This window comes from uncultured Sphingomonas sp., from assembly GCF_964021865.1.
Lineage (GTDB): Bacteria > Pseudomonadota > Alphaproteobacteria > Sphingomonadales > Sphingomonadaceae > Sphingomonas.
The window spans coordinates 141,788-163,921 of the sequence record NZ_CAXIAM010000001.1 but is presented as its reverse complement, the minus strand read 5'-3'; the positions used below and the strand labels follow the sequence as shown (position 1 = coordinate 163,921).

Sequence of the window (22,134 nt, the reverse complement as noted above, 5' to 3'; positions counted from 1 at the left end):
AATTTACTTTCTCGACCCGGACGGCCACAAGCTGGAACTTCATGTCGGATCGCTGGAAAGCAGGTTGGCGCATTATCGCGCCCGTCAGCTGCCCGACTTTCATGTATACGACGTTGCGAACTGAGTTGTAGTGGCGGCACAAGACTGATCCTCGGCCGTCCGTGACCTGCCCACCACATCGCAAACGGCGGCTCGCAGCGGCGGATCTTTACCGACGGACCATAAGAATCACGCCCCCGCCCGCGCCCGCCGCATCATGCCCTGTGCACTGGCGACATGGTGCGCGTGGCAGATCGCGACCGCCAGCGCGTCGGCGGCATCCGGCCCCGCCAGCTTCGCGCCGGGCAGCAGCACCGCCATCATCGCCTGGATCTGCCGTTTCTCCGCGCCGCCGGTGCCGACCACCGCCTTCTTGACCGTCGAGGGGTGATATTCCCCGATCGTCAGCCCCGCCCCGCTCGCCGCGAGCAGCACGACCCCGCGCGCCTGCCCCAGCTTCAGCGTCGACTGCGCATTGGTGTTGCCCAGCACCTCCTCGACCGCCGCCTCGTCGGGCCGCTCGGCGCGCAGCACGTCGATCAATGCGGCATAGAGATTGGCGAGACGCCGCGGCAGCGGCATCGACGGATCGGTGCGGATCTGCCCGTTGCCGACATGGCTCAGCCGGTTCCCCTCGGCGCGGATCACCCCCCAGCCGGTGGTGCCGAGCCCGGGGTCGAGGCCGAGGATAATCATCTTGCAAGCCCCTCCCCCTCGGGGGAGGGGTTGGGGTGGGGCACGCCGGACCAGCGATCCGGTCTGGCTTGGAGAGCGGCTAAGATCGTGAGGAGGACACCCTCGATATTGTCGCGAACGTCTGCGTTGGTAAAGCGCAAGGTCTGGTAGCTTTTGCTGGCGGTGAAGCGGTCGCGGGCGGCATCTTTGACGGGGTTGTGCGTATCGCCGTCTATCTCGATGATCAGCCCTTTCGCCGGGCAGAAGAAGTCGGCGATGTACGGCGAGATAACGTGCTGGCGTCGGAACTTGTGACCAATCTTGGAGCTCGAAAGCTCACGCCACAGACGCTTCTCCCATTCGGTGGGATTGCGGCGCATCTCCGCGGCGCGGATCAGCAGTTCGATGTCGCTCGTCATGTCCCCCACCCCAACCCCTCCCCTGAAGGGGAGGGGCTTTTCGTCAGATCACCCCAGCTTCGCCATGACCTCGTCGGACACCTCGTAATTCCCCCATACCGTCTGCACGTCGTCGTCGTCGTCCAGCGCGTCGATCAGCTTGAACAAGGTCGCCGCATCCGCCTCGGTCACCTCGACCATCGTCTGCGGGCGCCACGCCAGCTTCGCGCCCTCGGCTTCGCCCAATACCGGCTCCAGCGCCTTGGCGACTTCGTGGAGCGACGCCTGTTCGGTCCAGATCTCGTGCCCTTCCTCGGTGGAGGTGACGTCCTCGGCGCCGGCCTCCAGTGCCGCCTCGAACACCTTCTCGGCATCGCCCGCGCTCGCGGGATAGTTGATGAGGCCCATCCGGTCGAAGCCGTGGCTCACCGAACCGCTCGCGCCCAGATTGCCGCCGTTCTTCGACACCGCGGTGCGCACGTTGGTGGCGGTGCGGTTGCGGTTGTCGGACAGCGCCTCGATGATCAGGCTCACGCCGCCGGGGCCGAAGCCCTCGTAGCGGATTTCCTCGTAATTCTCGGTGTCGCCCTTGCTCGCCTTGTCGACCGCGCGCTGGATGTTGTCCTTGGGCATCGACTGCGCCTTGGCGGCGTTGATCGCGGCGCGCAGCCGCGGGTTCATATCGGGATCGGGCAGCCCCATCTTCGCCGCGACGGTGATTTCGCGGCTGAGCTTGGAAAACATGCCGGAGCGCTTCTTATCTTGCGCGCCCTTGCGGTGCATAATGTTCTTGAACTTGGAATGGCCTGCCATGGTCGCCTCTGACGGATAATCCCGTGCCTTTACGCGCGCCGGACGGCATTCGCCAACCCGTCTATCTTCGCCTCCAGCGCGGTCAGCCGCTCGATCACCAGCCCGTCGATCTTCTCGTGGAGCCGCAATATTTCCAGCTCGGCGCGCAGATTGGTCTCATAATCGAGACTGGCGGCCAGCCGGTCCTTCGCCGCCTGCCGGTTCTGGCTCATCATGATCACCGGTGCCTGCACCGCGGCGAGCGTCGAGAGCATCAGGTTGAGGAAGATGTACGGATAGGGATCGAACTGCATCCCGAAATATTTTAGCACGTCGGTGTTGAGCAGCATCCAGCCGACCAGCACCACCGTGAACGCGATGATGAACCCCCACGACCCGCCGATCGCCGCGACCTTGTCGGCGAGGCGATCGCCGAAGCTCGCGCGCAGGTCGGCTTCGTCGGCGGCATCGCGGCTCACCAGCGTGCCCGCATCGATGCTGTCGAGGACGCGACGTTCCTCGGCGTCGAGCGAGTGGCGCGGCTTGCCGATGATGCGCAGCGCGAGATCGGCGATCGGTGGACGGTGCGCCATCAATGTTCCCCTTCGTGACGCGTCCCCCTACCTGTGCGCCACGGTCGCGCAAAGCGCTTGCTCAACCGGGGCATGATCGGCCAAACGGGGCGCGATCATGACCGTCAGCGTAGACATGGGGCACGACGAGCGCGGCGCGCCCGTGACCATGGACCTCGAAGAATTGCTCGCCACCCGATTGCTCGTCCAGGGCAATTCCGGGTCGGGCAAGTCGCATCTGCTGCGCCGGCTACTCGAACGCAGCGCCGGGCAGGTGCAACAGGTGGTGATCGACCCCGAAGGCGATTTCGTCACGCTCTCCGAACGCTACGGCCATGTCGTGATCGAGGGCGCGGACTATGCCGAGCGCGAGCTGGCGCGAATCGCCGCCCGGCTGCGCGAACATCGCGCCAGCGTGGTGCTCAGCCTCGAGGGGCTGGAGGCAGAGGGGCAGATGCGTTGCGCCGCCGGCTTCCTCAATGCCTTGTTCGATGCGCCGCGCGAGCATTGGTATCCCGCGCTGGTGGTGGTCGACGAGGCGCAATTGTTCGCGCCGACCACCGGCGGCGAAGTCGCCGAGGACGTGCGCCGCGCCTCGCTGTCGGCGATGACCAATCTGATGTGCCGCGGGCGCAAGCGCGGCCTCGCCGGCGTGATCGCGACGCAGCGGCTGGCAAAGCTCGCCAAGAATGTCGCGGCTGAGGCGTCGAACTTCCTGATGGGGCGCACCTTCCTCGACATCGACATGGCGCGCGCCGCCGATCTGCTCGGCATGGAGCGGCGGCAGGCGGAGACGATCCGCGATCTCGCGCGCGGCACCTTCATGGCACTGGGGCCGGCGGTGTCGCGCCGCCCGATCACGGTGCGGATCGGCACGGTCGAGACACAGGCGCGCAGCGGCAGCCCCAAGCTGGTCCCGCTGCCACAGGCCGATTCGGTCGACCTGCAATCGTTGCTCGACGTCACGCCCGAGGCCGCGCCGACGTTGCCGATGTCCTTCGACCCGCGCCCGCGCCGCGTGCCGGCCGACGAATTGCTGTCGGATATCGAGGCACCCGCGCCCGCCACCCCTGCGCCCTCGCTCCCCGACCGCAACGAGGAAGAGGTCGAGGCGGTCTATGCCGAGGTGCTGCGCGCGATCGTCACCGACGCGGAAAGCAGCGGCCGCCCGGCGGCGGTGCTGTATCAGGATTTTCAGGTGCGGTGCCGAATGGCGGGGATCGCCAGGCCCGCGCTCGACCTGCCCGCGTTCAGCCGCCGCCTGTCGTGCGCGCGTGCCGGCATCTTCGATCCGCATGCCGAGGAATGGGCGAGCGTGCTCGCACTGGCCGGCGGGTTGCCCGACGACATGCTCGGCGCGTTCCTGCTGGTCGCCAAGGCCGCGCGTGACGGCGCGCCCTGCCCGTCCGACATCGCGATCGCGCATACGTACGGCACCAGCTCGATCGGGCGGGTGAAGCGGCTGATCGGTTATATCGAGGGGCGCGACCTGTTCGTGACGCGCACCGACATGGGCGGTAAGCGCTCGATCACGATCCCGCACCTCGGCTGGACGACCGCGCCGGCCGAGGCGGCGTAGCTCCCCGTCACGCCCGGATCTCAGACGAAGAGAGGGACGAGCCGTCGTTTTATCGCCGACCCCTTCCCGCGCAGGCCATCCTCACCGCACCTTCAGCGCGTCCTCGATCTGCGCGGCCGGCGCGGAAAGCATCGTGAACACGGTATGCGCCGCGATCCCCGCCAGCGTTACGCCGACCGCCACGATCACGAGGAACTGGAACATCGACGCAAAGCTGCGCGACCGTTCGACCTTGCGCGCCATCTGCGCTTCATGCGCCAGCCGGCGTTCGGCGCGGCGATCAGTCTCGGCGGACGTGTCGTTGCGAGCCGGGCGGCTGGCGAGCCGTGGTTCGTCGATCAGCGCCTTGACCGACAGGCGGTCCTGCGTGCGCATGCCGAAGAACCGGCCCTTGTTCCACTGCACGCGGCCGACGATCACGATCGTGCCGCGCCGAATCTCTACATAGCTGCCGACCGCAGGCGGCTGGTCGCACCCGGCCATCAGCCCGCGCGACGAAACGTTGTGGATCACGATATCGTGCCAACTCGCCTCCAGCCGCATCCGCGACGGGACGAGCACGGTGATCCGCTCCTCCCGCGGGCGAAATCCGGTCTGTAAAGCCGCCAGCACCTGTTGTTGCCCCCCAAATCGCGGATCGTCACGACCGTCTAAACAGGGGGAACAAATATTATCTTAACGGCCGCGAAATGACGGCTTCCTTAATCTAGATCATGCCCAGCGCCTGCATATAGACTTCGAGGATCGACTGTTCTTCTTGGTATTCCTCGCGCTTCTTCTTGCGGATTTGCAAGATCTTGCGGATTGCCTTGGCATCGTAGCCGCGGCTCTTCGCCTCCGCCATCACGTCCTTGATGTCGTCGGCGATGCCCTTCTTCTCTTCCTCCAGCCGCTCGGCCCGCTCGATCAACAGCCGCAGTTCGTCGGCTGCCACCGAACCGCCGCCCATGCCTTCGCCACGCTCTTCCGCCATGATATTCCCCGAAAACAATGACGCCGCCCGCGACGCCGACGCGAATCGCGCGGGCGGGGACGGCGTGGTGGATACCCCGATGGGGTGCGGCGGCGCGTCTACGCCCGCGCGCGCCGATGCTCAAGGGCGCGCGCGGTCCGGCTCAGGCGTTCTTCTTCACGCTTTCCGCCATCCGCGCGAGCTGCTCGGGCGTCGCCTCGCCCTGATGCTGCGCCTTCCACTGTGCATAGGGCATGCCGTAGATCGCCTCGCGCGCGTCGTCCTTGTCGAGCCCGCCGGCCTCGCCCACCCAGTCGGACAGGCAGTTGCGGCAAAAGCCGGCCAAGCCCATCAGGTCGACGTTCTGCGCATCGGTGCGATGGCGCAAGTGCCTGACCAGCCGGCGGAACGCCGCCGCCGCTACGGCATCGTCGATGGTATCGAGCCGATCCATGTTGTCTCCGTCATTTGATCCTGGGGCGTTACCGATTAGGGTCTGTACTGGATTGCAACAAGGTCGCGACGGAGCGGATTTTGCTGTCAGGCAAGGAGCAAGGAGGGAGCGATGCTTGTGCATCGCGACCGACGCGCGGCCGGGCCCCCGCAAAGTAGTACTTTGCGGGGAGATCCGACGCTGCATGACGCCAAAATCCGCCCGCCGCGCAGCGATCGCCCGTGGACGTCCGCCCGGCCGAGGCGCTTGTCTGCGGGTAGCGCAGGCTACCCGAAAGCCCACAATCGCTATGGGCGGACTTCCACGGGCGATCACGATCCTTGTTGCGGTCGAGTACAGACCCTAAGGCCGTGCCGGCAAAGCAGGAAGGCGCATGACCCTGAACCCGAATCATATCGCTCCGCGCTCGCGCAAGGTTCGCGTGCTCGCGACGCTCGGCCCGGCCAGCAACACGCTGGAGATGATCACCACGCTTTTTCAGGCGGGCGCGGATGCATTCCGCGTCAACATGAGCCACGGCGACCAGCAGTCGAAGATCGCGGTCATCCAGGCGATCCGCTCGATGGAGGAGCGCTTCAAGCGCCCGACGACGATCCTCGCCGATCTTCAGGGGCCGAAGCTGCGCGTCGGCAAGTTCGACGGTGGCCGCGTGACGCTCGAACATGGCAGCACCTTCGTGCTCGACCATGATCCGACGCCAGGCGACGCGTCGCGCGTGCGGCTGCCGCACAAGGAGATCTTCGCCGCGATCGAGCCGGGCGCACGCCTGCTGCTCGACGACGGCAAGCTGGTGCTGCGCGTTACCGACCATGACGAAAATCGCATTGTCACCACCGTCGAGGTCGGCGGTCCGCTGTCCGACAACAAGGGCCTCAACGTCCCCGATGTCGTGATCCCGATGGCCGCGCTGACCGAAAAGGACCGCTCCGATCTCGCCTTCGCGATCGATCAGGGGGTCGATTGGATCGCGCTGTCGTTCGTGCAGCGTCCCGAGGATCTGTGGGAGGCGCGCAAGCTGATCGGCGGCAAGGCCGCGCTGCTCGCCAAGATCGAGAAGCCCGCCGCGATCGAGCGGCTGGAGGAAATCGTCGAGGCATGCGACGGCGTGATGGTCGCACGCGGCGATCTGGGCGTCGAACTGCCGCCGCAATCGGTGCCGCCGCTCCAGAAGCGGATCGTCGAGACCGCGCGCCGCATGGGTCGCCCGGTCGTCGTCGCGACGCAGATGCTCGAGTCGATGATCCAGAGCCCGTCGCCGACCCGTGCCGAAGTGTCGGACGTCGCCACCGCGATCTACGACGGTGCCGACGCGATCATGCTCTCGGCCGAAAGCGCCGCGGGCCAGTGGCCGGTCGAATCGGTCGCGATGATGAACGCGATCGGCGACGCGGTGGAGCGTGATCCGATGCACGGCGACCGCATCCACTTCACCGTCACCCGCCCCGATCCGACCACCGCCGACGCGCTCGCCGAGGCGGCGAAGAACATCGCCGACACCGTCTCGGCTTCGGCAATCATCTGCTTCACCATGTCGGGGTCGACCGCGCGCCGCATCGCGCGCGAGCGGCCGTCGGTGCCGATCCTCGTGCTGACGCCCAGCACCGACACCGCGCGGCGGCTCGGGCTGCTGTGGGGCACGCACAACGTCAACACGCGCGACGTCGAGTCCTTCGAGGAGATGGTTGCCAAGGCCAAGCGCATCGCGCTCCGCCAGGGCATCGCCAAGGCTGGCGACCGCGTGATCGTGATGGCCGGTGTGCCGTTCCGCACGCCGGGGTCGACCAACGTGCTGCACGTCGTCCAGATCGTCGGCGACGAGTTGAAGGATTATCGCGCGCCCGACGCCCAATAAGGCGGACGGTTTCTCGCGTCTCGGGCGGCGCGACCGGCATCATGACAGGCCGGCAGTCGCGGGATCGCTCCTGGGCTGCCGGCTGGTTCGTTTTCCATTCCCGGGGCGCTCGTCGACGGGCCGCCCAACCGCGCCGCGAGCCTCCTGGAACGGTTCGCCGGCGTGCAAAACGCCTCATCGCAAACGCGGCTGAATTGGAAGTTTCGGCCGATGTCATGACCTATATGTACAATCGCGCGTTCGAGCGATGCGCCATTGGCTGCCGCGGGTTTGGGGTGGAAGACGATGCCGCGGGCTGCTGCCGAAAGACGTTTACGGGGTGATCTGGCAACCGCGCGTCGTGCGCGCAGCATGATCAACGATCCGCTGTCGATGCGGATGCTGAGTGACTATATTTCCGAACTCGAGAACCAGTTGCTGCGCGGTGCGCCGCCCCTCGTCACCATGCTGGACGCGTCACAGCCGACCCGATGAGCAGTCGCGGCGGTCGGTAAGCGACGCTGCCGCCGGTCGACGGGCGGCGCCGCTTCCACGACGTCGGTCTAGCTGCGCTCGGCGCGCGGCTCGGCGGTCAGCGGCGGCGTCTGCTGGTGCTGGACGACCTTCCACACGTCATGCTCGAGCCGGCGGTAGGTCGAGGTGCAATGCGCGATGTAGCGCTCGTCGCCCTTCGTCGCCTCGACGCCATAGGCGATCACGATCAGCCCTTCCTGCGGTCGCACGATCCGCCCGTCCCTGAACGTCACCTGCTCCCAGCGCGGCGTCTGCGACACGGCGTCGACCGCGGCTTCGCTCTCCAGGACATAGGGCGGCTGCGGCACGACCATCAGCGCCGATTCGTCGATCGATTCGCGATAGTGATCGGCGTCACCGGTCCACAGGCTTTCCTCGAACGCCCACACGCGCTGGTCTTCCATGCCACTCTCCGATCTGGTGTCGGAGCCTGAAAGCCGCGGTGCGTCCGATCGTTCCGCCGCGCGTCAGCGCAGCAGGCCGGCGGCGACCAGCGCGGGGCGCAGCGTCGCGGCGTCGGTGAACATATGCGCGTGGATGCCCAGCGCCTGCGCGCCGGCGATATTGGCGGCATTGTCGTCGATGAAGAACGCCTCGTCCGCCGCCAGCCCGAATCGATCGAGCGCCAGCCGGTAGATCGCCGCATCCGGCTTCACCAGCCGCTCCTCCCCCGACACGACGATGTCGCGGAAGCGATCGAACACCGCCGCCTCGCGCGCGCGGAACGGCGGGAAGAATTCGTGGCTGAAGTTGGTGATCGCGAACAGCGGCACGCCCGCGGCGTCCAGCTCCTCGACGATCGCGATCATGCCGGGGATCGGCCCCGGGATCTGCTCGCCGAACCGCGGCCCCCACAGCGCGATCATCGCCGCATGGTCCGGGAAGCGCGCACCAAGCTCCGCGCTGGTCTCCGCGAACGGACGACCGGCGTCGTGTTGGAAATGCCACTCACGCGTGGCGACGTCGTTCAGGAACACGTCGAGCGCCCGTTCGTCATCGAACAGGCGCTCGTACAGAACCCTGGGGTTCCAATCGTACAGGACGTGTCCGACGTCGAAGATGACCGACGTCGGCGTCACGCCGGAAATCAGCCCTGGCGGGCCTTGAACCGGCGATTCGTCTTGTTAATGACATAGGTCCGGCCGCGACGGCGGATCACGCGATTGTCGCGATGACGGTCCTTGAGCGACTTCAGGCTGTTGCGGATCTTCATGGCTGCGCTTCTTCGAAAACGGGGAAGCGCGCCGCCTAGAGAGCACCGCCGCGAAAGTCAACCGAGCGGGGCTTGCAGCGCGCGCGTGCGTGGCCCGGAGCTTGTACCGCAAGCGTGCGTTGCTATGTCGCAACGATCTTATCGAGGGTGTGTCATGCGTCGCGCGATTCTTCTGGCTCTTTCGCTGGCACCGTTGGCTGCCTGCACCACCGGGCCGCAACGCTTCCCGGTACAGGCGACGCGGTTCCACTACGATGCGGTGGCGGAACGCGGGACGATCGCGGTCGAGCCGCTGCCCGGACCGTCGTCGGCCAGCCTCGAATACAAGACCTATGCCGCCGCGGTCGAGGCCGAGCTGCTCCGCAACGGCTTCACCAGCGCCGCGCCGGGCAGCAAGCCCGACTTCATCGCCACCGTCGGCTTCACCCGCGCCGAGCGGGGGCTGCCGCCGAAGCGCTCGCCGATCCAGATCGGGATCGGCGGCGGCGGCTATTCGGGCGGCTGGCGCGGCGGCACCGGGCTGGGCGGCGGCATGAGCTTCCCCGTGGGCGGCGATTCGGGCGGGCGGCTCGGGCTCGTCACCGAACTGGCGGTGCGCATCCGCCACGGCGCCGATGCGATTTGGGAGGGCCAGGCGCAATCGCTGACCGACACCAGCGCCCCCGATGCCGACGCCGCCTCGGTCGCGTCGCGACTCGCCGGCGCGCTCTTCAAGAATTTTCCCGGTGATTCGGGACGGACCGTCGAGGTAAAATGACGCTGGACATCAATGCCGCCTTCGACGGCGGCAACATCAAGGTCGTGGCCATCGAGGGCGCGGGCGACGACTGGCGCTGCGATCTGGAGATCGTCCGCGATCATCAGTCCGACTTCTTCCAGTGGTTCTATTTCCGCGCCGCCGGGCTGCGCGGCAAGCGCGTCGCCTTCCGCATCCTCAACGCGGACGACTCGGCCTATCCGTTCGGCTGGCCGGGCTACAAGGCACGCGCCTCGACCGATCTCGACCAGTGGCGGATGATCGACACCCGCTACGATGGCGGCGTGCTCGGCTTCGACTGGACCGGGCAGACGGACCTAGCGTGGTTCGCCTATTTCGCGCCCTATACGATGGAGATGCACGCACGGCTGGTCGCGCGGATCGCGGCGCGCCCCGGCGTTACGCACCGTCAGCTCGGCGAGACGCTCGACGGGCAGGCGATCGACTATTTCCGCCTCGGCACCGGCGACAAGCAGGTGTGGCTCTACGCGCGCCAGCATCCCGGCGAATCGATGGCCGAATGGTGGATGGACGGCGCGCTCGATTGGCTGACCAGCCCCGCCGCCGCGCCGCTGCTGCGCGCGGCGACCGTCCATCTCGTCCCCAACATGAACCCCGACGGCACGCGCCGCGGGCATCTGCGCACCAACGCGGCGGGCGTGAACCTCAACCGCGAGTGGCACGCGCCGACGCCCGAGCGCAGCCCCGAGGTCCTCTGCGTGCTGCGCGAGATGGACGCGACCGGCGTCACCTTCGCGATCGACGTGCACGGCGACGAGGCGATCGCCGCCAATTTCATCGCCGGGTTCGAGGGCATTCCGTCGTGGAACAACGCGCGCGGCGACCGCTTCACCGAATTCGGCCGGCGGCTGGCGTCACACACCCCCGATTTCCAGACCCGGCTCGGCTATGAGAAGTCCGCACCCGGCAACGCCAATCTGTCGATGTCGACCAACCAGCTCGCCGAGCGGTTCGGCGCGGTGTCGGTCACGCTGGAAATGCCGTTCAAGGATCACGACGCCAACCCCGACCCCGCGTTCGGGTGGAGCGCGCAGCGGTCGCGCGCGCTCGGCGTCGCGTGCCTCGAGGTGCTGACGGAGATGATCGGGACGCTGTAGGCGCGATCGACATCATGGCGAACTGGTAGTTGTCATTGCGAGCGCAGCGAAGCAATCCAGAGCGTCCTGATCCGGCCCTGGATTGCTTCGCTACGCTCGCAATGACGAACTTGGGCCGGTTCCGTGTATGCGCGAGGCTCACCGCCCCGCGACGGCGCGCCTCAGCCCCCGGCGTTCATCGCTCAGCGGACGCTCCGTGCCCCGAAGCCCCCAATTGCCCCTCGCCACGCGCCCGCTGCCGCTTGGCCATCGCCTGCAGCCGCTGGAGCAGCTCCGCCTCGGCCTGCGCCCGCGCCGAGGTCACCAGCCGCCCGCCGATCCCCTTCGCCACGTCCGGCACCGGGCGCGCATCCTCGCGCTGCAACAACAGCCGCAGCATCGCGTCCGAATAGCGCCGCCGATGCGCCACCACCTCGCCCTTGTAGACGATCGGCTCCAGCCATCCCTCGACCGCGCGCGTGTAGGCGGCGCGTTCCAGCGCCGGCAATCGATACGCGAGCGCCGCATCCCACGCCGCGCCGAAGTCGGGGATGCGCCGCTTGACGCGATAGGCCGAGGTCGAACTCAGCCCCACCCGCTGGCACGCCGAGCGCACGCACCCCGTCTCGCGCAGCGTCCGCAGAAAGGTCGTCTGCCGCAGCGGCGTCCACCCGTCATGCCGATACCGGAACGCTGCCTCGTCGCCGTCACTCATCTCGATCCCCACGCTGCCGATGGAGAAAGTACCGCAGCGGCGTGCATGTAGGACAGCCCGAACCACGCCGGTCACCCCGAACTTGATCCGGGCGACGAAGACGAACAAGGCTCATATCTGGTGTGTGAAAAAGCGGCGGGTGGGCAACGTTGCGCCTTCCTCTGCCCGATTGCGCGTCAGCGCCGCCGTCCGCCATCACTCCCGCCATTTCGCCAGCGCCGCATCATATCGCTCGCGCGCCGCATCGCGCGCATCTTCCAGCTTGCGCAGCTCTGAACGCCAGCGCTGTTCGGCCGCCTTCTCCTCGCGTTCCAGCGCCGCGCGGCGCTTTGCCAGTTCTTTACGCTCCGCGTCCTCGGCGGCCGCGGCCGTGTCGAGCGCCGCCTCCGCATCATCAAGCGCCACGGCTGGGTTGCGGCACGGGCTTGGCGGCACTCTTTCTCGACACCGCCGGCTTGCCCGCGCGTTGCGGCGCTGGCGCGGCGGCAAGCTGCTCCTCCGCGCTCCCCCGCGATATCTTTACCACCTCACCCGGTGCGGCAAGCGGCGCTTCCATCAGCGCCGGATCGGTCACCTCCTCCGCCGCGCCACGCGCGAACAGATCGGCGGTGGCGCCCCACGCAGCCAACGCGGCCTTGCGACTCGGCGCTGCGACGTAAGCGTCGTTGAAGCCTGCGGCGGTACGGAAAACTTTCAGCTTGCGCGGCATCGCTTCGTTCTCTCGTTCCAGCAGCAGGTTGCCCGTTCCAACCGCCCGGCGCTCGCGTGGTTCACAACCGTACCACCACCCAGCGCCACAGCCACAATCGCTTACAGCCACCCCCACCCCACCCCCTTTCGCACATGCGGCACGGCTGCTATCGCCCGCGGCGACCGAGACATTCGCTCCCGTCGCCGCACGCGCACGCCGCCGGGCGACGGCCCTTGAAGAAAGGACTTTGCCCATGACGGCCATCGGCCAGGATACGCTCAACGCCCGCCAGACGCTGCAGGCCGGGGGCCAGTCCTACGACTATTTCTCGCTGAAGACCGCCGAGGAAAAGTTCGGCGACATCAGCCGCCTGCCCTTCTCGATGAAGGTGCTGCTCGAAAACATGCTGCGCTTCGAGGACGGCGTCACCGTCACCGAGGCCGACGTGAAGGCGATCGTCGACTGGCAGCAGGAGCGCCGTTCGGACCGCGAGATCCAGTATCGCCCCGCGCGCGTGCTGATGCAGGATTTCACCGGCGTGCCGTGCGTGGTCGATCTCGCCGCGATGCGCGACGCGATCACGAAGCTGGGCGGCGACGCGGCGAAGATCAATCCGCAGGTGCCCGTCCACCTCGTCATCGATCACTCGGTCATGGTCGACGAATTCGGCACGCCCAAGGCGTTCGAGGATAACGTCGATCTCGAATATGCCCGTAACGCCGAGCGTTATGAGTTCCTGAAGTGGGGCAGCAAGGCGCTCGACAATTTTAAGGTCGTGCCGCCGGGCACCGGCATCTGCCACCAGGTGAACCTCGAATATATCGGCCATGCCGTCTGGGCGTCCCAGGAAACCGGCGACCATGCCAAGGGTGGGGCGACGATCGCCTATCCGGATACGCTGGTCGGCACCGACAGCCACACGACGATGATCAACGGTCTCGGCGTGCTCGGCTGGGGCGTCGGCGGGATCGAGGCCGAGGCCGCGATGCTCGGCCAGCCGGTCTCGATGCTGATCCCCGAGGTCGTCGGCTTCAAGCTGACCGGCGCGCTGCGTGAGGGCATCACCGCCACCGATCTGGTGCTCACCGTCACGCAGATGCTGCGCGCCAAGGGCGTGGTCGGCCGCTTCGTCGAGTTCTACGGCCCCGGCCTGTCGTAGATGACGCTCGCCGACCGTGCGACGATCGCCAACATGGCGCCCGAATATGGCGCGACCTGCGGCTTCTTCCCGGTAGACGACAAGACGCTCGACTACATGCGCCTCACCGGTCGCCCCGACGAGGTCGTCGCGCTGACCGAGGCCTATGCCAAGGCGCAGGGCATGTGGCGCTATGCCGACGCGCCCGATCCCGTGTTCACCGACACGCTGGAGCTGGACATGGGCACGGTGGTGCCGTCGCTCGCCGGCCCGAAGCGCCCGCAGGACAAGGTCAGCCTCGACACCGTCGACGAGGTGTTCAACGGCGACCTGTTCAAGCTGTACCACAAGGAAAAGCCGGCGCGCGTCGCGGTCGACGAGCGTGGGCATGACATCGGCGACGGCGACGTCGTGATCGCCGCGATCACGTCCTGCACCAACACCTCGAACCCGTCGGTGCTGGTCGCCGCCGGTCTGGTCGCGCGCAAGGCGAACGCGCTGGGGCTGAAGCCGAAGCCGTGGGTGAAGACCTCGCTCGCGCCGGGGAGCCAGGTGGTCACCGACTATCTCGACAAGGCCGGGCTGTCGGCGGATCTCGACGCGATCGGGTTCAACCTGGTCGGCTATGGCTGCACCACCTGCATCGGCAATTCGGGGCCGCTCGCCGCGCCGATCTCGAAGGCGATCAACGAGAACGATCTCGTCGCCGCCTCGGTGCTGTCGGGCAACCGCAACTTCGAGGGCCGCGTGTCGCCCGACGTGCGTGCCAACTTCCTCGCCTCGCCGCCGCTCGTCGTCGCTTATGCGCTGAAGGGCACCGTGACGACCGACATGAACGAGACGCCGATCGGTCAGGGCACCGACGGCGCGGATGTGTACTTGCGCGACATCTGGCCGACCAACCAGGAGGTTTCCGACCTCATGGCCGCCAACATCGACGACGGTATGTTCCGCGCCCGCTATGGCAACGTCTACGCCGGCGACTCGAAGTGGCAGGCGATCGACGTGACCGGCTCGGACACCTACGCGTGGCGCGCCGGCTCGACCTATGTCGCCAACCCGCCGTATTTCGAGGGCATGGAGATGACCCCGGCGCCGGTGACCGACATCATCGAGGCCAAGCCCTTGGCGATCCTCGGTGATTCGATCACCACCGACCACATTTCGCCGGCCGGCAGCATCAAGGCGGACAGCCCGGCGGGGACGTGGTTGCAGGAGCATCAGGTCAGCCGCGCCGACTTCAACAGCTATGGCGCGCGCCGTGGCCATCACGAGGTCATGATGCGCGGCACCTTCGCCAACATCCGTATCAAAAACGAGATGGTGCCGGGGGTTGAGGGCGGCATGAGCCGTTACGAGGGTCAGGTGATGCCGATCTACGACGCCGCGATGCGTCACAAGGCCGACGGCACTCCGCTCGTCATCATCGCCGGCAAGGAATATGGCACCGGCTCGTCGCGCGACTGGGCGGCGAAGGGCACCAACCTGCTGGGCGTGCGCGCGGTCATCACCGAAAGTTTCGAGCGTATTCACCGCTCTAACCTCGTCGGGATGGGCGTGTTGCCGCTTCAGTTCGCCGACGGCGTGACCCGCGAGACGCTCAAGCTGACCGGCGACGAGACCTTCACCATCCACCACGTCGCCGATCTGCGCCCGCGTCAGGACGTGACCGTCACGCTGAAGCGTCAGGATGGGTCGACCGAGCAGTTCCAGACCCGTTGCCGGATCGATACGGTCAACGAGCTGGAATACTTCCTGAACGGCGGCATCCTGCAGTACGTGCTGCGGAACCTCGCTGCATAAGCGGCGACGATCAGGGTGGATTTTCGGGAAGGGAGGGCCGCTGGTCCTCCCTTTCTGCTTGTGGGGATGAGAAGTTGAGCGACGAATATATCTACGACGAAGCGACCGGCGAATGGGTGCAGGCCGGCGAAGCAACCGCCGCCGCGCCGGCGGAGGGCGTCGAGGTCCGCGACGCGGTCGGCAACCTGCTGGCGGACGGCGATGCGGTAACGCTTATCAAGGACTTGAAGGTCAAGGGCACCAGCCAGACGCTCAAGCGCGGCACCGCGATCAAGTCGATCCGGCTGACCGGCGACCCGCAGGAAATCGACTGCCGCTTCGACGGAATCAAGGGTCTGGTCCTGCGCGCGGAGTTCGTGAAGAAGCGCTGAGGTCGCTCCTGTCCGTCATCCCCGCGCAGGCGGGGATCCAGACGCACAGGTTCCTCGATAGAAGCGCGAGGTCAGAGGTTCTGGATTCCCACCTCCGCGGGAAAGACGGGTTTGGCGAGGTCAGGCCACCGCCGCGCGCTTGCGCCCGTAAACGAAGTAAAGCACCAGCCCTGCGACGTTCCACAGCAGGAAATATTCCTGCGTCTTCAACGGCAGGCTGAAGAACAGATACAAACACCCCAGCACGCCCAGCGTCCCCACCACCGGCGCCAGCGGCGCGCGGAACGTGCGCTCGGCATCCGGCGCGCGGCGACGCATCACCATCATGCACACGCACACCGCGACGAACGCCGCCAGCGTCCCGGCATTGGCGAGCGCGGCGATCGCGTCGATCGGCATCACCCCCGCGATCACCGCGACCAGCGCCGCGGTCATCAGCGTGATCCGCACCGGCGCGCCGCGCCGCGAGACCTTCGCCAACCCTGCCGGCAACAGCCCGTCACGCGCCATCACGAAGAAGATCCGGCTCTGCCCGAACAGGAAGCCGAGCAGCACGGTCGGCAGCGCGATCACTGCGCTGGCGGCGAGGAAGGTCGCGAACCCGGGCCGCCCGATGTCGCGCAGGATCAACGCCAGCGGCTCGGGCGAGCCCGCGAACCGCGTGTAGCTGAGCGCCCCGACCGCCGCGACCGCCACGCCGACATAGATGACGATGCACCCGAACATCGACCCGATAATCCCGATGGACAGGTCGCGCCCCGGGTTCTTGGTCTCCTCCGCCGCGGTCGAGATCGCGTCGAAGCCATAGAAAGCGAAGAAGATGATCGCGGCGGCCGCCATCACTCCGCGCTCTTTGCCGTCGGCGTCGACCGAGGCGGTAAAGCCGTGCGGCATGAACGGATGCAGGTTGGCGGGGTCAAAATGCGGTAGCGCGACGATCACGAACACGGTCAGCGCAACCAGCTTCACCGCTACCAGCACCGCGTTGAGCGTCGCGCTTTCCTTGGTGCCGAAGCACAGCAGCCCGGCGACGACCGCGATGATGAACACCGCGGGCACGTTGACGATCCCACCCAATTCCGGCCCATTGGTCAGCGCGACCGGGAAGCCGAGCGGGGTCAGCAACGCCGAGGCATAGCCAGACCAGCCGACCGCCACCGTCGAGACCACCAGCGAATATTCGAGGATCAGCGACCAGCCGATCACCCAGGCAATCACCTCGCCCAGCACGACATAGCTATACGTATAGGCGCTGCCCGAAGCCGGGATCATCGTCGACATCTCGGCGTAAGCCAGCGCGGCACAGGCGCAGATCGCCCCCGCGATCGCGAAGCTGAGCATTACCGCCGGCCCCGCGCGATCCGCCCCGACGCCGATCAGCGTCAGGATCCCGGTCCCGACGATCGCACCTACACCCAGCGCGACGAGATGCGGCCACGACAGCGTCCGGGCGAGGACGTGTCCTTCGCCATGATCGATCGCGATCGGCTTGCGTCGGAACAGACTGGACATGCACTCCCCTTTTCTTGGTGTTGAAGGGGGATGTAACAGTTGTGACGATCGATGGGGAGAGTGCGTGACGGACGCTGTGGCGCGTCATCCGCAGCGTTCGCTCTGATTGTGAAAAGGCTATGCGGCGATCGGCTCGACCCCAAGCCGCGGGATTTCGATCGCCGGACAACGATCCATGACAACCTTCAGCCCCGCCGCCTCGGCGCGCGCGGCCGCAGCTTCGTCGACGACACCCAATTGCAGCCACACCGCCTTAGCCCCGATCGCGATTGCCTCGTCCACCGCCGCTCCCGCTTCCGACGAGCGACGGAAGATGTCCACCATGTCAATCGGGTCGCCGAGCTGCGACAACTCGCGGAACACGAACTCGCCATGAACATGCGTGCCGGTGATCTGCGGATTGACCGGGATCACACGATAGCCGTGCGCCTGCAACGCCGCCATTACCCCGTTCGACGGTCGCGTCGGCCGATCGGACGCGCCGACCAGCGCGATCGTGCGCACCTCTTCCAGCAAGGTCCTGATCTCGGCATCGGTGGTAAGCGGCATCGTCCCGGCTCCTTTCCTCGCAGAACGAGTCATCATGCCGAACGGTTCAGGGCGCGCGCAATGCCCAGCGCAGCACGCGGCTCATCCCGTCCGCTCCCGCACGGATCGCGGGTCGCGCGAGCGGCGGCGCACGGCGATCGTGGAGCGCGGCCGCCCAGTCGGGAAGCAGGTCGAGCGCCGCCGCCGCCGCTACCGCCAGCCCGGCGGCCTGCGCGCGATCGGGGCCGGGGGCGAGCAACGCATCGGCTACCTCGCGGACGCGGTGATCGCCGCGCAGCTGTGGACGGACCGCGCGGTAATAGGCCGCGATATCGGCGCGCGACTGCGGCACCTCACGCGCGCCCAGCCGCTCGGCGACCACCGCGACATCGGCGACATACCGATCCTGATCGGCGGGCGACAAAGCGGCGTCACGATAGCGCAGATAGCCGCGCAGGAAGCTGTCGGTCTCGGCGACATGCACCCACGTCAACAACGCAGGATCGTTGGCGTCGTAGCGCGTGCCGTCCGGCAAGTGGCCGTTGATACGGTCGTGGATCGCGCGGACATGCGCGATCGTGCGCTCGGCCAGACCGGTCGGGCCGTAAGTGGTGACGGCGATGAACTGCGCGGTGCGCCGCAGGCGACCGAGCCGGTCGTTTCGGAAGTCGCTGTGGTCCCACACTCCCGCCAACGCGCCGGGGTGCAGCATCTGAAGCAGCAAGGCGGAGATGCCGCCGATCATCATCGCGGAGAAGTCGCCATGCACCCGCCACGCGGGCGACGTTTCGGCAATCAGACCGGGATCGCCGGGCGGGCGGGCGAGATCCAGCTCGCCGCTGCCCACCATCCCGCGTAAGGCCTGCGCAAGCGACGCACGGGCACGGTCGACCGCCGGTGCGATCATCGGATCGACGATCGACATCGGCGGGCCGCTCCGTACGGTGCGGAGGATCAGCCCTCGGCCTGTGCGGCCTTGCGGCGGCCACGGCCACTGGTCGTCGGCTCGGCGGCGGGGGCAGTCTCACTGCGGCGCGCACCGGGCTTGCGGCCGAGGCCGATCTTCTTGGCCATGTCGCGGCGCGCTTCCGAATAGCTTTCGGCGACCATCGGATAGTCGGGCTTCAGGCCGTAACGCTGACGATAGTCGTCCGGGGTAAGACCATGACCGGCCAAATGGCGGCGAAGCGTCTTGTAAGGCTTGCCGTCGATCAGCGAGATCAGGTGATCCTTCGACGCCAGCGACTTTCGCACCGACACCGCCGGGGTATATTCGGTCGCGGGCTCTTCCGGCGCGGCCGGTGCAGTCGACGACGACAGGTTGGTCACCGCATCATGCATCGTGCGCAGAAATGCCGGCACATCCTCGCCCGAGGCGCGGGTGTTGGGATTGGCGAGCCACGCGATGGTCAGTTCGGTAGCAAGCTCAACCGCGTTGGCAGTGATGGTATCTTCGGACATGGGGAGCTCCCTTATTTACATGCCTCGCCCTAGACAGCGTTTCGGAACAGGTCAACGCGCCCGATAAATGAAATCAACCTGTATCTATTTGCGTCGGCAAATATCGGCCTGGAACCTTTTCGCGCCTGCGCTTTGCGATCGAATGACGCCGGTGTCGCTTGACCGCGCCGCAAGACGGCGTCCATGATCGGGACAACAAAGAATGAATAAAAAGGGGCACCGCCATGAATTCGGATCGCGCCCGGCGCGCTTTGCTGTCAGTCGCGTTGCTGGCGCTGCCGCTCTCGGCGTGCGCCACCGCCAAGGATAAGCCCGCGACGGCCGCGAAGAAAGCGCCACCGGTCCGCTATTCGCGGGACCCCTATCCCTCCACCTATCACGCCTATCCCGGCACGCCGACGCTGGTGCGCAACGTCACGGTCTTCGATGGCGAGGGCAACCGCATCGACGGCGGCGCGGTGCTGTTCGCCGATGGCAAGGTCGTCGCGGTCGGACAGACGCTCGACGCCCCGCCCGGCGCTACCGTGATCGACGGACAGGGCAAATACGTCACTCCCGGCATCGTCGACATCCACAGCCATCTCGGCGACTATCCGACCCCCTCGGTGCAGGCGCATTCGGACGGCAACGAGGCGACTGCCCCGATCACCGCGGACGTCTGGGCCGAACATAGCGTCTGGCCGCAAGACCCCGGCTTTGGCCGCGCGCTGGCGAACGGCGGGGTGACGACGCTCCAGATCCTGCCTGGCTCGGCGAATCTGATGGGCGGGCGCAGCGTGGTGCTGAAAAACGTCTACGCGCGCACGATGCAGGCGATGAAGTTCCCCGGCGCACCCTACGGCCTGAAGATGGCGTGTGGCGAGAACCCCAAGCGCGTCTACGGCAGCAAGAACCGCGAGCCCTCGACGCGGATGGGCAATGTCGCGGTCGATCGTCAGACCTGGGCGAAGGCGGTGGCGTACAAACGCAAATGGGACAAATACGAGGCCGAGGGCGGCGACGCCCCCGATCGCGACATCGGCATGGACACGCTGCGCGGCGTGCTGGCGGGCGAGATCATGGTCCAGAACCATTGCTATCGCGCCGACGAAATGGCGATCGTCCTCGATATGGCCAGGGAGTTCGGCTACAACGTCACGGCCTTCCACCACGCGGTCGAGGCGTACAAGATCGCCGATCTGCTCAAGGCGAGCGGGACCTGCGCAGCGGTGTGGGCCGACTGGTACGGCTTCAAGATGGAAAGCTACGACGGGATCGGCGAGAACCTCGCAATCCTCGAGAATGCCGGCGCGTGCGCGATGATCCATTCCGACGACGAGAACGGCATTCAGCGGCTCAATCAGGAAGTCGCCAAGGTCCTGTCCTCGGCACGCCACTCCGGCATCCAGATCAGCGATGCGGCGGCGTGGAAGTGGCTGTCGCTCGGGCCGGCGAAGGCGCTCGGCATCGACGCGCGGACCGGCAGCCTGAAGCCGGGCAAGATGGCCGACGTCGTGCTGTGGAATGGCAATCCGTTCAGCGTCTACACGCGGCCCGAGAAGGTATGGATCGATGGCGCGCTGCTTTACGACGCCAATGATCCGAAACGTCGCCCGGTGAGCGACTTCGAACTCGGTCAGCCCGGCTCGGGAGACGTCAAGTGAAGCGCGCACTCCTGCTCCTCGCCACGATGCTGGCGTCTCCGGCAATGGCCCAGACGGTGGCGATCACCGGTGGCACGGTCGCGATCGGCGACGGCTCCGCACCGATCGAGGGCGGCACGGTGGTGATCGCGAACGGACGGATCGTCGCCGCCGGGCGCGGCGTCGCGGTGCCCGCCGGCGCGCAGGTGATTGACGCGGCCGGCAAATGGGTGTCGGCGGGCGTCGTCTCGGCGCTGACCGACATCTCGCTGGTCGACGCCGACGCCGTGCAGGAAAGCAACGATGCCGGCGCACGCAACTCAGCCTTCAAGGCCGCGATCGACGTGTCGCTGGGGGTTAATCCGGCGGCGGTGAAGGTCGCCAACGAGCGGTTGGGCGGCGTGACCCGCGCGATCGTGACGCCGAGCGCGGAAGGCTCGATCTTCGCGGGTCAGGGCGCGATCATCGATCTTGGCGCCGATCCGAATGCGGTGACGCGGCCCCGCGCGTTCCAGTTCGTCGAGCTGGGTGAAAGTGGCGGCAAGCTAGCGGGAGGCAGCCGGCCGGCGGCCTATGCGCTGCTGCGCGACGCCTTCGCGCAGGCGCAGGACTTCCGCCGCACCCCCGCCGCCTTCGACGGCCGCTCGCGCGACGCGCTGGTGACCCGCGCCGATGCCGAGGCGCTGCTGCGCGTGCTCGACGGGCAGGTGCCGCTGCTGGTGCATGTCGAGCGGGCGGCGGACATCCGCAACGTGCTGGCGCTGCCGCGCGATTATCCGAAGCTCAGGCTGGTGCTGGTCGGTGTGACCGAGGGCTGGCTGGTCGCACGGGAGATCGCCGCGGCGAAGGTGCCGGTGATCGCCGCGGCGCTCGCCGATCTTCCCGCGCAATTCGAGAACCTGGCGGCGACCGAGTCGAACGTCGGACGGCTGCGCGCCGCCGGAGTGCCGGTGGCGCTGGCGGCGACCGGCGCGTCGGGGGGCGACCATGTACTGCGGCAGTTCGCGGGCAATCTCGTCGCGATTGCGCGCATCCCGGGCGCGACCGGGCTCAACTGGGGGCAGGCGTTTGCGTCGATCACCAGCGGCCCGGCCGAGGCGATCGGCGTGGGCGGCGAGATCGGCTCGCTCCGCCCCGGTCGGCGCGCGGATGTGGTGATCTGGGACGGCGATCCGCTGGAGATGTCGTCGGTGCCGGTCGCGACGTGGATCGACGGCGTGTCGCAACCGATGCGCTCGCGCCAGACGGAGCTACGCGACCGATATCTGACGCCAACCGAGGGCGCGTTGCCGAAGGCCTACGAGCGACGCTGATCAACGTCGTTGCACGACCCTCCCACCCCTCGCCATCCCCGCGCAGGCGGGAATCCAGACGCGCTGGTCCGTCGCTAAAGGCGGATC

At 67.2% G+C, this 22,134-nt stretch carries 25 protein-coding genes and 2 pseudogenes; 10 read left to right on the top strand and 17 right to left on the bottom strand.

What is annotated here, in order from left to right; genetic code table 11:
* A pseudogene (locus tag AADI75_RS00790) lies at window positions 1–124 on the top strand (glutathione transferase); the annotation flags it as partial.
* Between the two features lie 104 nt (window positions 125–228).
* Here the strand turns inward: AADI75_RS00790 and ruvC are convergent.
* The 4 genes from ruvC to AADI75_RS00770 are packed head-to-tail and all read right to left on the bottom strand — an operon-like array spanning window position 229 to window position 2,497.
* The gene (ruvC, locus tag AADI75_RS00785) at window positions 229–735 is read right to left on the bottom strand and encodes a crossover junction endodeoxyribonuclease RuvC (protein WP_310100764.1); all 507 of its coding nucleotides are present in this window, start codon (window positions 733–735) and stop codon (window positions 229–231) included.
* A complete protein-coding gene (locus tag AADI75_RS00780; protein ID WP_341207155.1) occupies window positions 732–1,133 on the bottom strand; it encodes a DUF559 domain-containing protein in 402 nt (133 codons plus the stop codon). The genes ruvC and AADI75_RS00780 overlap by 4 nt, the downstream gene beginning before the upstream one ends.
* 48 nt (window positions 1,134–1,181) lie before the next feature.
* Complete coding sequence (locus AADI75_RS00775; protein WP_341207154.1) at window positions 1,182–1,925, bottom strand: YebC/PmpR family DNA-binding transcriptional regulator; 744 nt, start codon at window positions 1,923–1,925, stop codon at window positions 1,182–1,184.
* A gap of 29 nt (window positions 1,926–1,954) precedes the next feature.
* Complete coding sequence (locus tag AADI75_RS00770; protein WP_341207153.1) at window positions 1,955–2,497, bottom strand: DUF1003 domain-containing protein; 543 nt, start codon at window positions 2,495–2,497, stop codon at window positions 1,955–1,957.
* A gap of 97 nt (window positions 2,498–2,594) precedes the next feature.
* On the opposite strand from AADI75_RS00770, the gene AADI75_RS00765 reads away from it, so the two are divergent.
* Window positions 2,595–4,055: an ATP-binding protein gene (locus AADI75_RS00765; RefSeq protein WP_341207152.1), complete on the top strand. Its 1,461-nt coding sequence runs from the start codon at window positions 2,595–2,597 to the stop codon at window positions 4,053–4,055.
* A gap of 81 nt (window positions 4,056–4,136) precedes the next feature.
* On the opposite strand, the gene AADI75_RS00760 is transcribed toward AADI75_RS00765, so the two are convergent.
* From AADI75_RS00760 to AADI75_RS00750, 3 genes are all read right to left on the bottom strand, one after another.
* Complete coding sequence (locus AADI75_RS00760; protein WP_341207151.1) at window positions 4,137–4,667, bottom strand: PilZ domain-containing protein; 531 nt, start codon at window positions 4,665–4,667, stop codon at window positions 4,137–4,139.
* A 94-nt stretch (window positions 4,668–4,761) separates the two neighbouring features.
* Complete coding sequence (locus tag AADI75_RS00755; protein WP_184036625.1) at window positions 4,762–5,028, bottom strand: DUF2312 domain-containing protein; 267 nt, start codon at window positions 5,026–5,028, stop codon at window positions 4,762–4,764.
* Between the two features lie 142 nt (window positions 5,029–5,170).
* Window positions 5,171–5,461: a DUF1244 domain-containing protein gene (locus tag AADI75_RS00750; protein ID WP_341207150.1), complete on the bottom strand. Its 291-nt coding sequence runs from the start codon at window positions 5,459–5,461 to the stop codon at window positions 5,171–5,173.
* Window positions 5,462–5,834: 373 nt separating this feature from the next.
* Between AADI75_RS00750 and pyk the strand changes: the two genes are divergently transcribed.
* Both pyk and AADI75_RS00740 read left to right on the top strand, forming a co-directional pair.
* Entirely contained in the window at window positions 5,835–7,313 is a 1,479-nt protein-coding gene (pyk, locus tag AADI75_RS00745; protein ID WP_341207149.1) for a pyruvate kinase, read from the top strand.
* A gap of 351 nt (window positions 7,314–7,664) precedes the next feature.
* Window positions 7,665–7,787 carry a hypothetical protein gene (locus AADI75_RS00740; RefSeq protein WP_341207148.1) on the top strand — a complete coding sequence of 41 codons (123 nt, stop codon included), beginning with the start codon at window positions 7,665–7,667 and terminating at the stop codon, window positions 7,785–7,787.
* A gap of 68 nt (window positions 7,788–7,855) precedes the next feature.
* Here the strand turns inward: AADI75_RS00740 and AADI75_RS00735 are convergent, their stop codons facing one another.
* The 3 genes from AADI75_RS00735 to ykgO all read right to left on the bottom strand — a co-directional run bounded on the left by AADI75_RS00735 (window position 7,856) and on the right by ykgO (window position 9,039).
* Window positions 7,856–8,230, bottom strand: coding sequence for a DUF4440 domain-containing protein (locus tag AADI75_RS00735; protein WP_341207147.1), 375 nt, complete (start codon window positions 8,228–8,230; stop codon window positions 7,856–7,858).
* A 63-nt stretch (window positions 8,231–8,293) separates the two neighbouring features.
* Window positions 8,294–8,905 (bottom strand): HAD family phosphatase, encoded by a 612-nt coding sequence (locus AADI75_RS00730; RefSeq protein WP_341207146.1) that lies wholly within the window; start codon window positions 8,903–8,905, stop codon window positions 8,294–8,296.
* Between the two features lie 8 nt (window positions 8,906–8,913).
* Window positions 8,914–9,039 carry a type B 50S ribosomal protein L36 gene (gene ykgO, locus AADI75_RS00725; protein ID WP_003046794.1) on the bottom strand — a complete coding sequence of 42 codons (126 nt, stop codon included), beginning with the start codon at window positions 9,037–9,039 and terminating at the stop codon, window positions 8,914–8,916.
* Between the two features lie 154 nt (window positions 9,040–9,193).
* Between ykgO and AADI75_RS00720 the strand changes: the two genes are divergently transcribed.
* On the top strand, window positions 9,194–9,796 hold the full coding sequence (locus AADI75_RS00720; RefSeq protein ID WP_341207145.1) for a DUF4136 domain-containing protein: 603 nt from the start codon (window positions 9,194–9,196) through the stop codon (window positions 9,794–9,796).
* Window positions 9,793–10,914 (top strand): M14-type cytosolic carboxypeptidase, encoded by a 1,122-nt coding sequence (locus AADI75_RS00715; protein ID WP_341207144.1) that lies wholly within the window; start codon window positions 9,793–9,795, stop codon window positions 10,912–10,914. The genes AADI75_RS00720 and AADI75_RS00715 overlap by 4 nt, the downstream gene beginning before the upstream one ends.
* 175 nt (window positions 10,915–11,089) lie before the next feature.
* On the opposite strand, the gene AADI75_RS00710 is transcribed toward AADI75_RS00715, so the two are convergent.
* The 3 genes from AADI75_RS00710 to AADI75_RS00700 form a co-directional block, all read right to left on the bottom strand.
* Window positions 11,090–11,608, bottom strand: a complete 519-nt coding sequence (locus tag AADI75_RS00710; protein WP_341207143.1) for a hypothetical protein — start codon at window positions 11,606–11,608, stop codon at window positions 11,090–11,092.
* Window positions 11,609–11,803: 195 nt separating this feature from the next.
* The gene (locus AADI75_RS00705) at window positions 11,804–12,013 is read right to left on the bottom strand and encodes a hypothetical protein (RefSeq protein WP_341207142.1); all 210 of its coding nucleotides are present in this window, start codon (window positions 12,011–12,013) and stop codon (window positions 11,804–11,806) included.
* Complete coding sequence (locus AADI75_RS00700) at window positions 12,003–12,317, bottom strand: hypothetical protein (protein WP_341207141.1); 315 nt, start codon at window positions 12,315–12,317, stop codon at window positions 12,003–12,005. The genes AADI75_RS00705 and AADI75_RS00700 overlap by 11 nt, the downstream gene beginning before the upstream one ends.
* A gap of 235 nt (window positions 12,318–12,552) precedes the next feature.
* On the opposite strand from AADI75_RS00700, the pseudogene acnA reads away from it, so the two are divergent.
* Together acnA and AADI75_RS00690 are read left to right on the top strand one after the other, a co-directional pair.
* Window positions 12,553–15,240, top strand: a pseudogene (gene acnA / locus AADI75_RS00695) (aconitate hydratase AcnA).
* 74 nt (window positions 15,241–15,314) lie between these two features.
* Window positions 15,315–15,611 carry a zinc ribbon domain-containing protein YjdM gene (locus AADI75_RS00690; RefSeq protein ID WP_028967721.1) on the top strand — a complete coding sequence of 99 codons (297 nt, stop codon included), beginning with the start codon at window positions 15,315–15,317 and terminating at the stop codon, window positions 15,609–15,611.
* A gap of 120 nt (window positions 15,612–15,731) precedes the next feature.
* Here the strand turns inward: AADI75_RS00690 and AADI75_RS00685 are convergent, their stop codons facing one another.
* The 4 genes from AADI75_RS00685 to AADI75_RS00670 form a co-directional block, all read right to left on the bottom strand.
* Complete coding sequence (locus tag AADI75_RS00685) at window positions 15,732–17,123, bottom strand: amino acid permease (protein ID WP_341207140.1); 1,392 nt, start codon at window positions 17,121–17,123, stop codon at window positions 15,732–15,734.
* A 117-nt stretch (window positions 17,124–17,240) separates the two neighbouring features.
* A complete protein-coding gene (locus AADI75_RS00680; protein WP_341207139.1) occupies window positions 17,241–17,672 on the bottom strand; it encodes a CoA-binding protein in 432 nt (143 codons plus the stop codon).
* Between the two features lie 46 nt (window positions 17,673–17,718).
* Window positions 17,719–18,576, bottom strand: coding sequence for an oxygenase MpaB family protein (locus AADI75_RS00675; RefSeq protein ID WP_341207138.1), 858 nt, complete (start codon window positions 18,574–18,576; stop codon window positions 17,719–17,721).
* 29 nt (window positions 18,577–18,605) lie between these two features.
* Window positions 18,606–19,112, bottom strand: a complete 507-nt coding sequence (locus tag AADI75_RS00670) for a MucR family transcriptional regulator (protein ID WP_341207137.1) — start codon at window positions 19,110–19,112, stop codon at window positions 18,606–18,608.
* Between the two features lie 224 nt (window positions 19,113–19,336).
* Between AADI75_RS00670 and AADI75_RS00665 the strand changes: the two genes are divergently transcribed.
* On the top strand, window positions 19,337–20,755 hold the full coding sequence (locus tag AADI75_RS00665; RefSeq protein WP_341207136.1) for an amidohydrolase: 1,419 nt from the start codon (window positions 19,337–19,339) through the stop codon (window positions 20,753–20,755).
* The gene (locus AADI75_RS00660; RefSeq protein ID WP_341207135.1) at window positions 20,752–22,047 is read left to right on the top strand and encodes an amidohydrolase family protein; all 1,296 of its coding nucleotides are present in this window, start codon (window positions 20,752–20,754) and stop codon (window positions 22,045–22,047) included. The genes AADI75_RS00665 and AADI75_RS00660 overlap by 4 nt, the downstream gene beginning before the upstream one ends.
* Window positions 22,048–22,134: the final 87 nt, after the last annotated feature.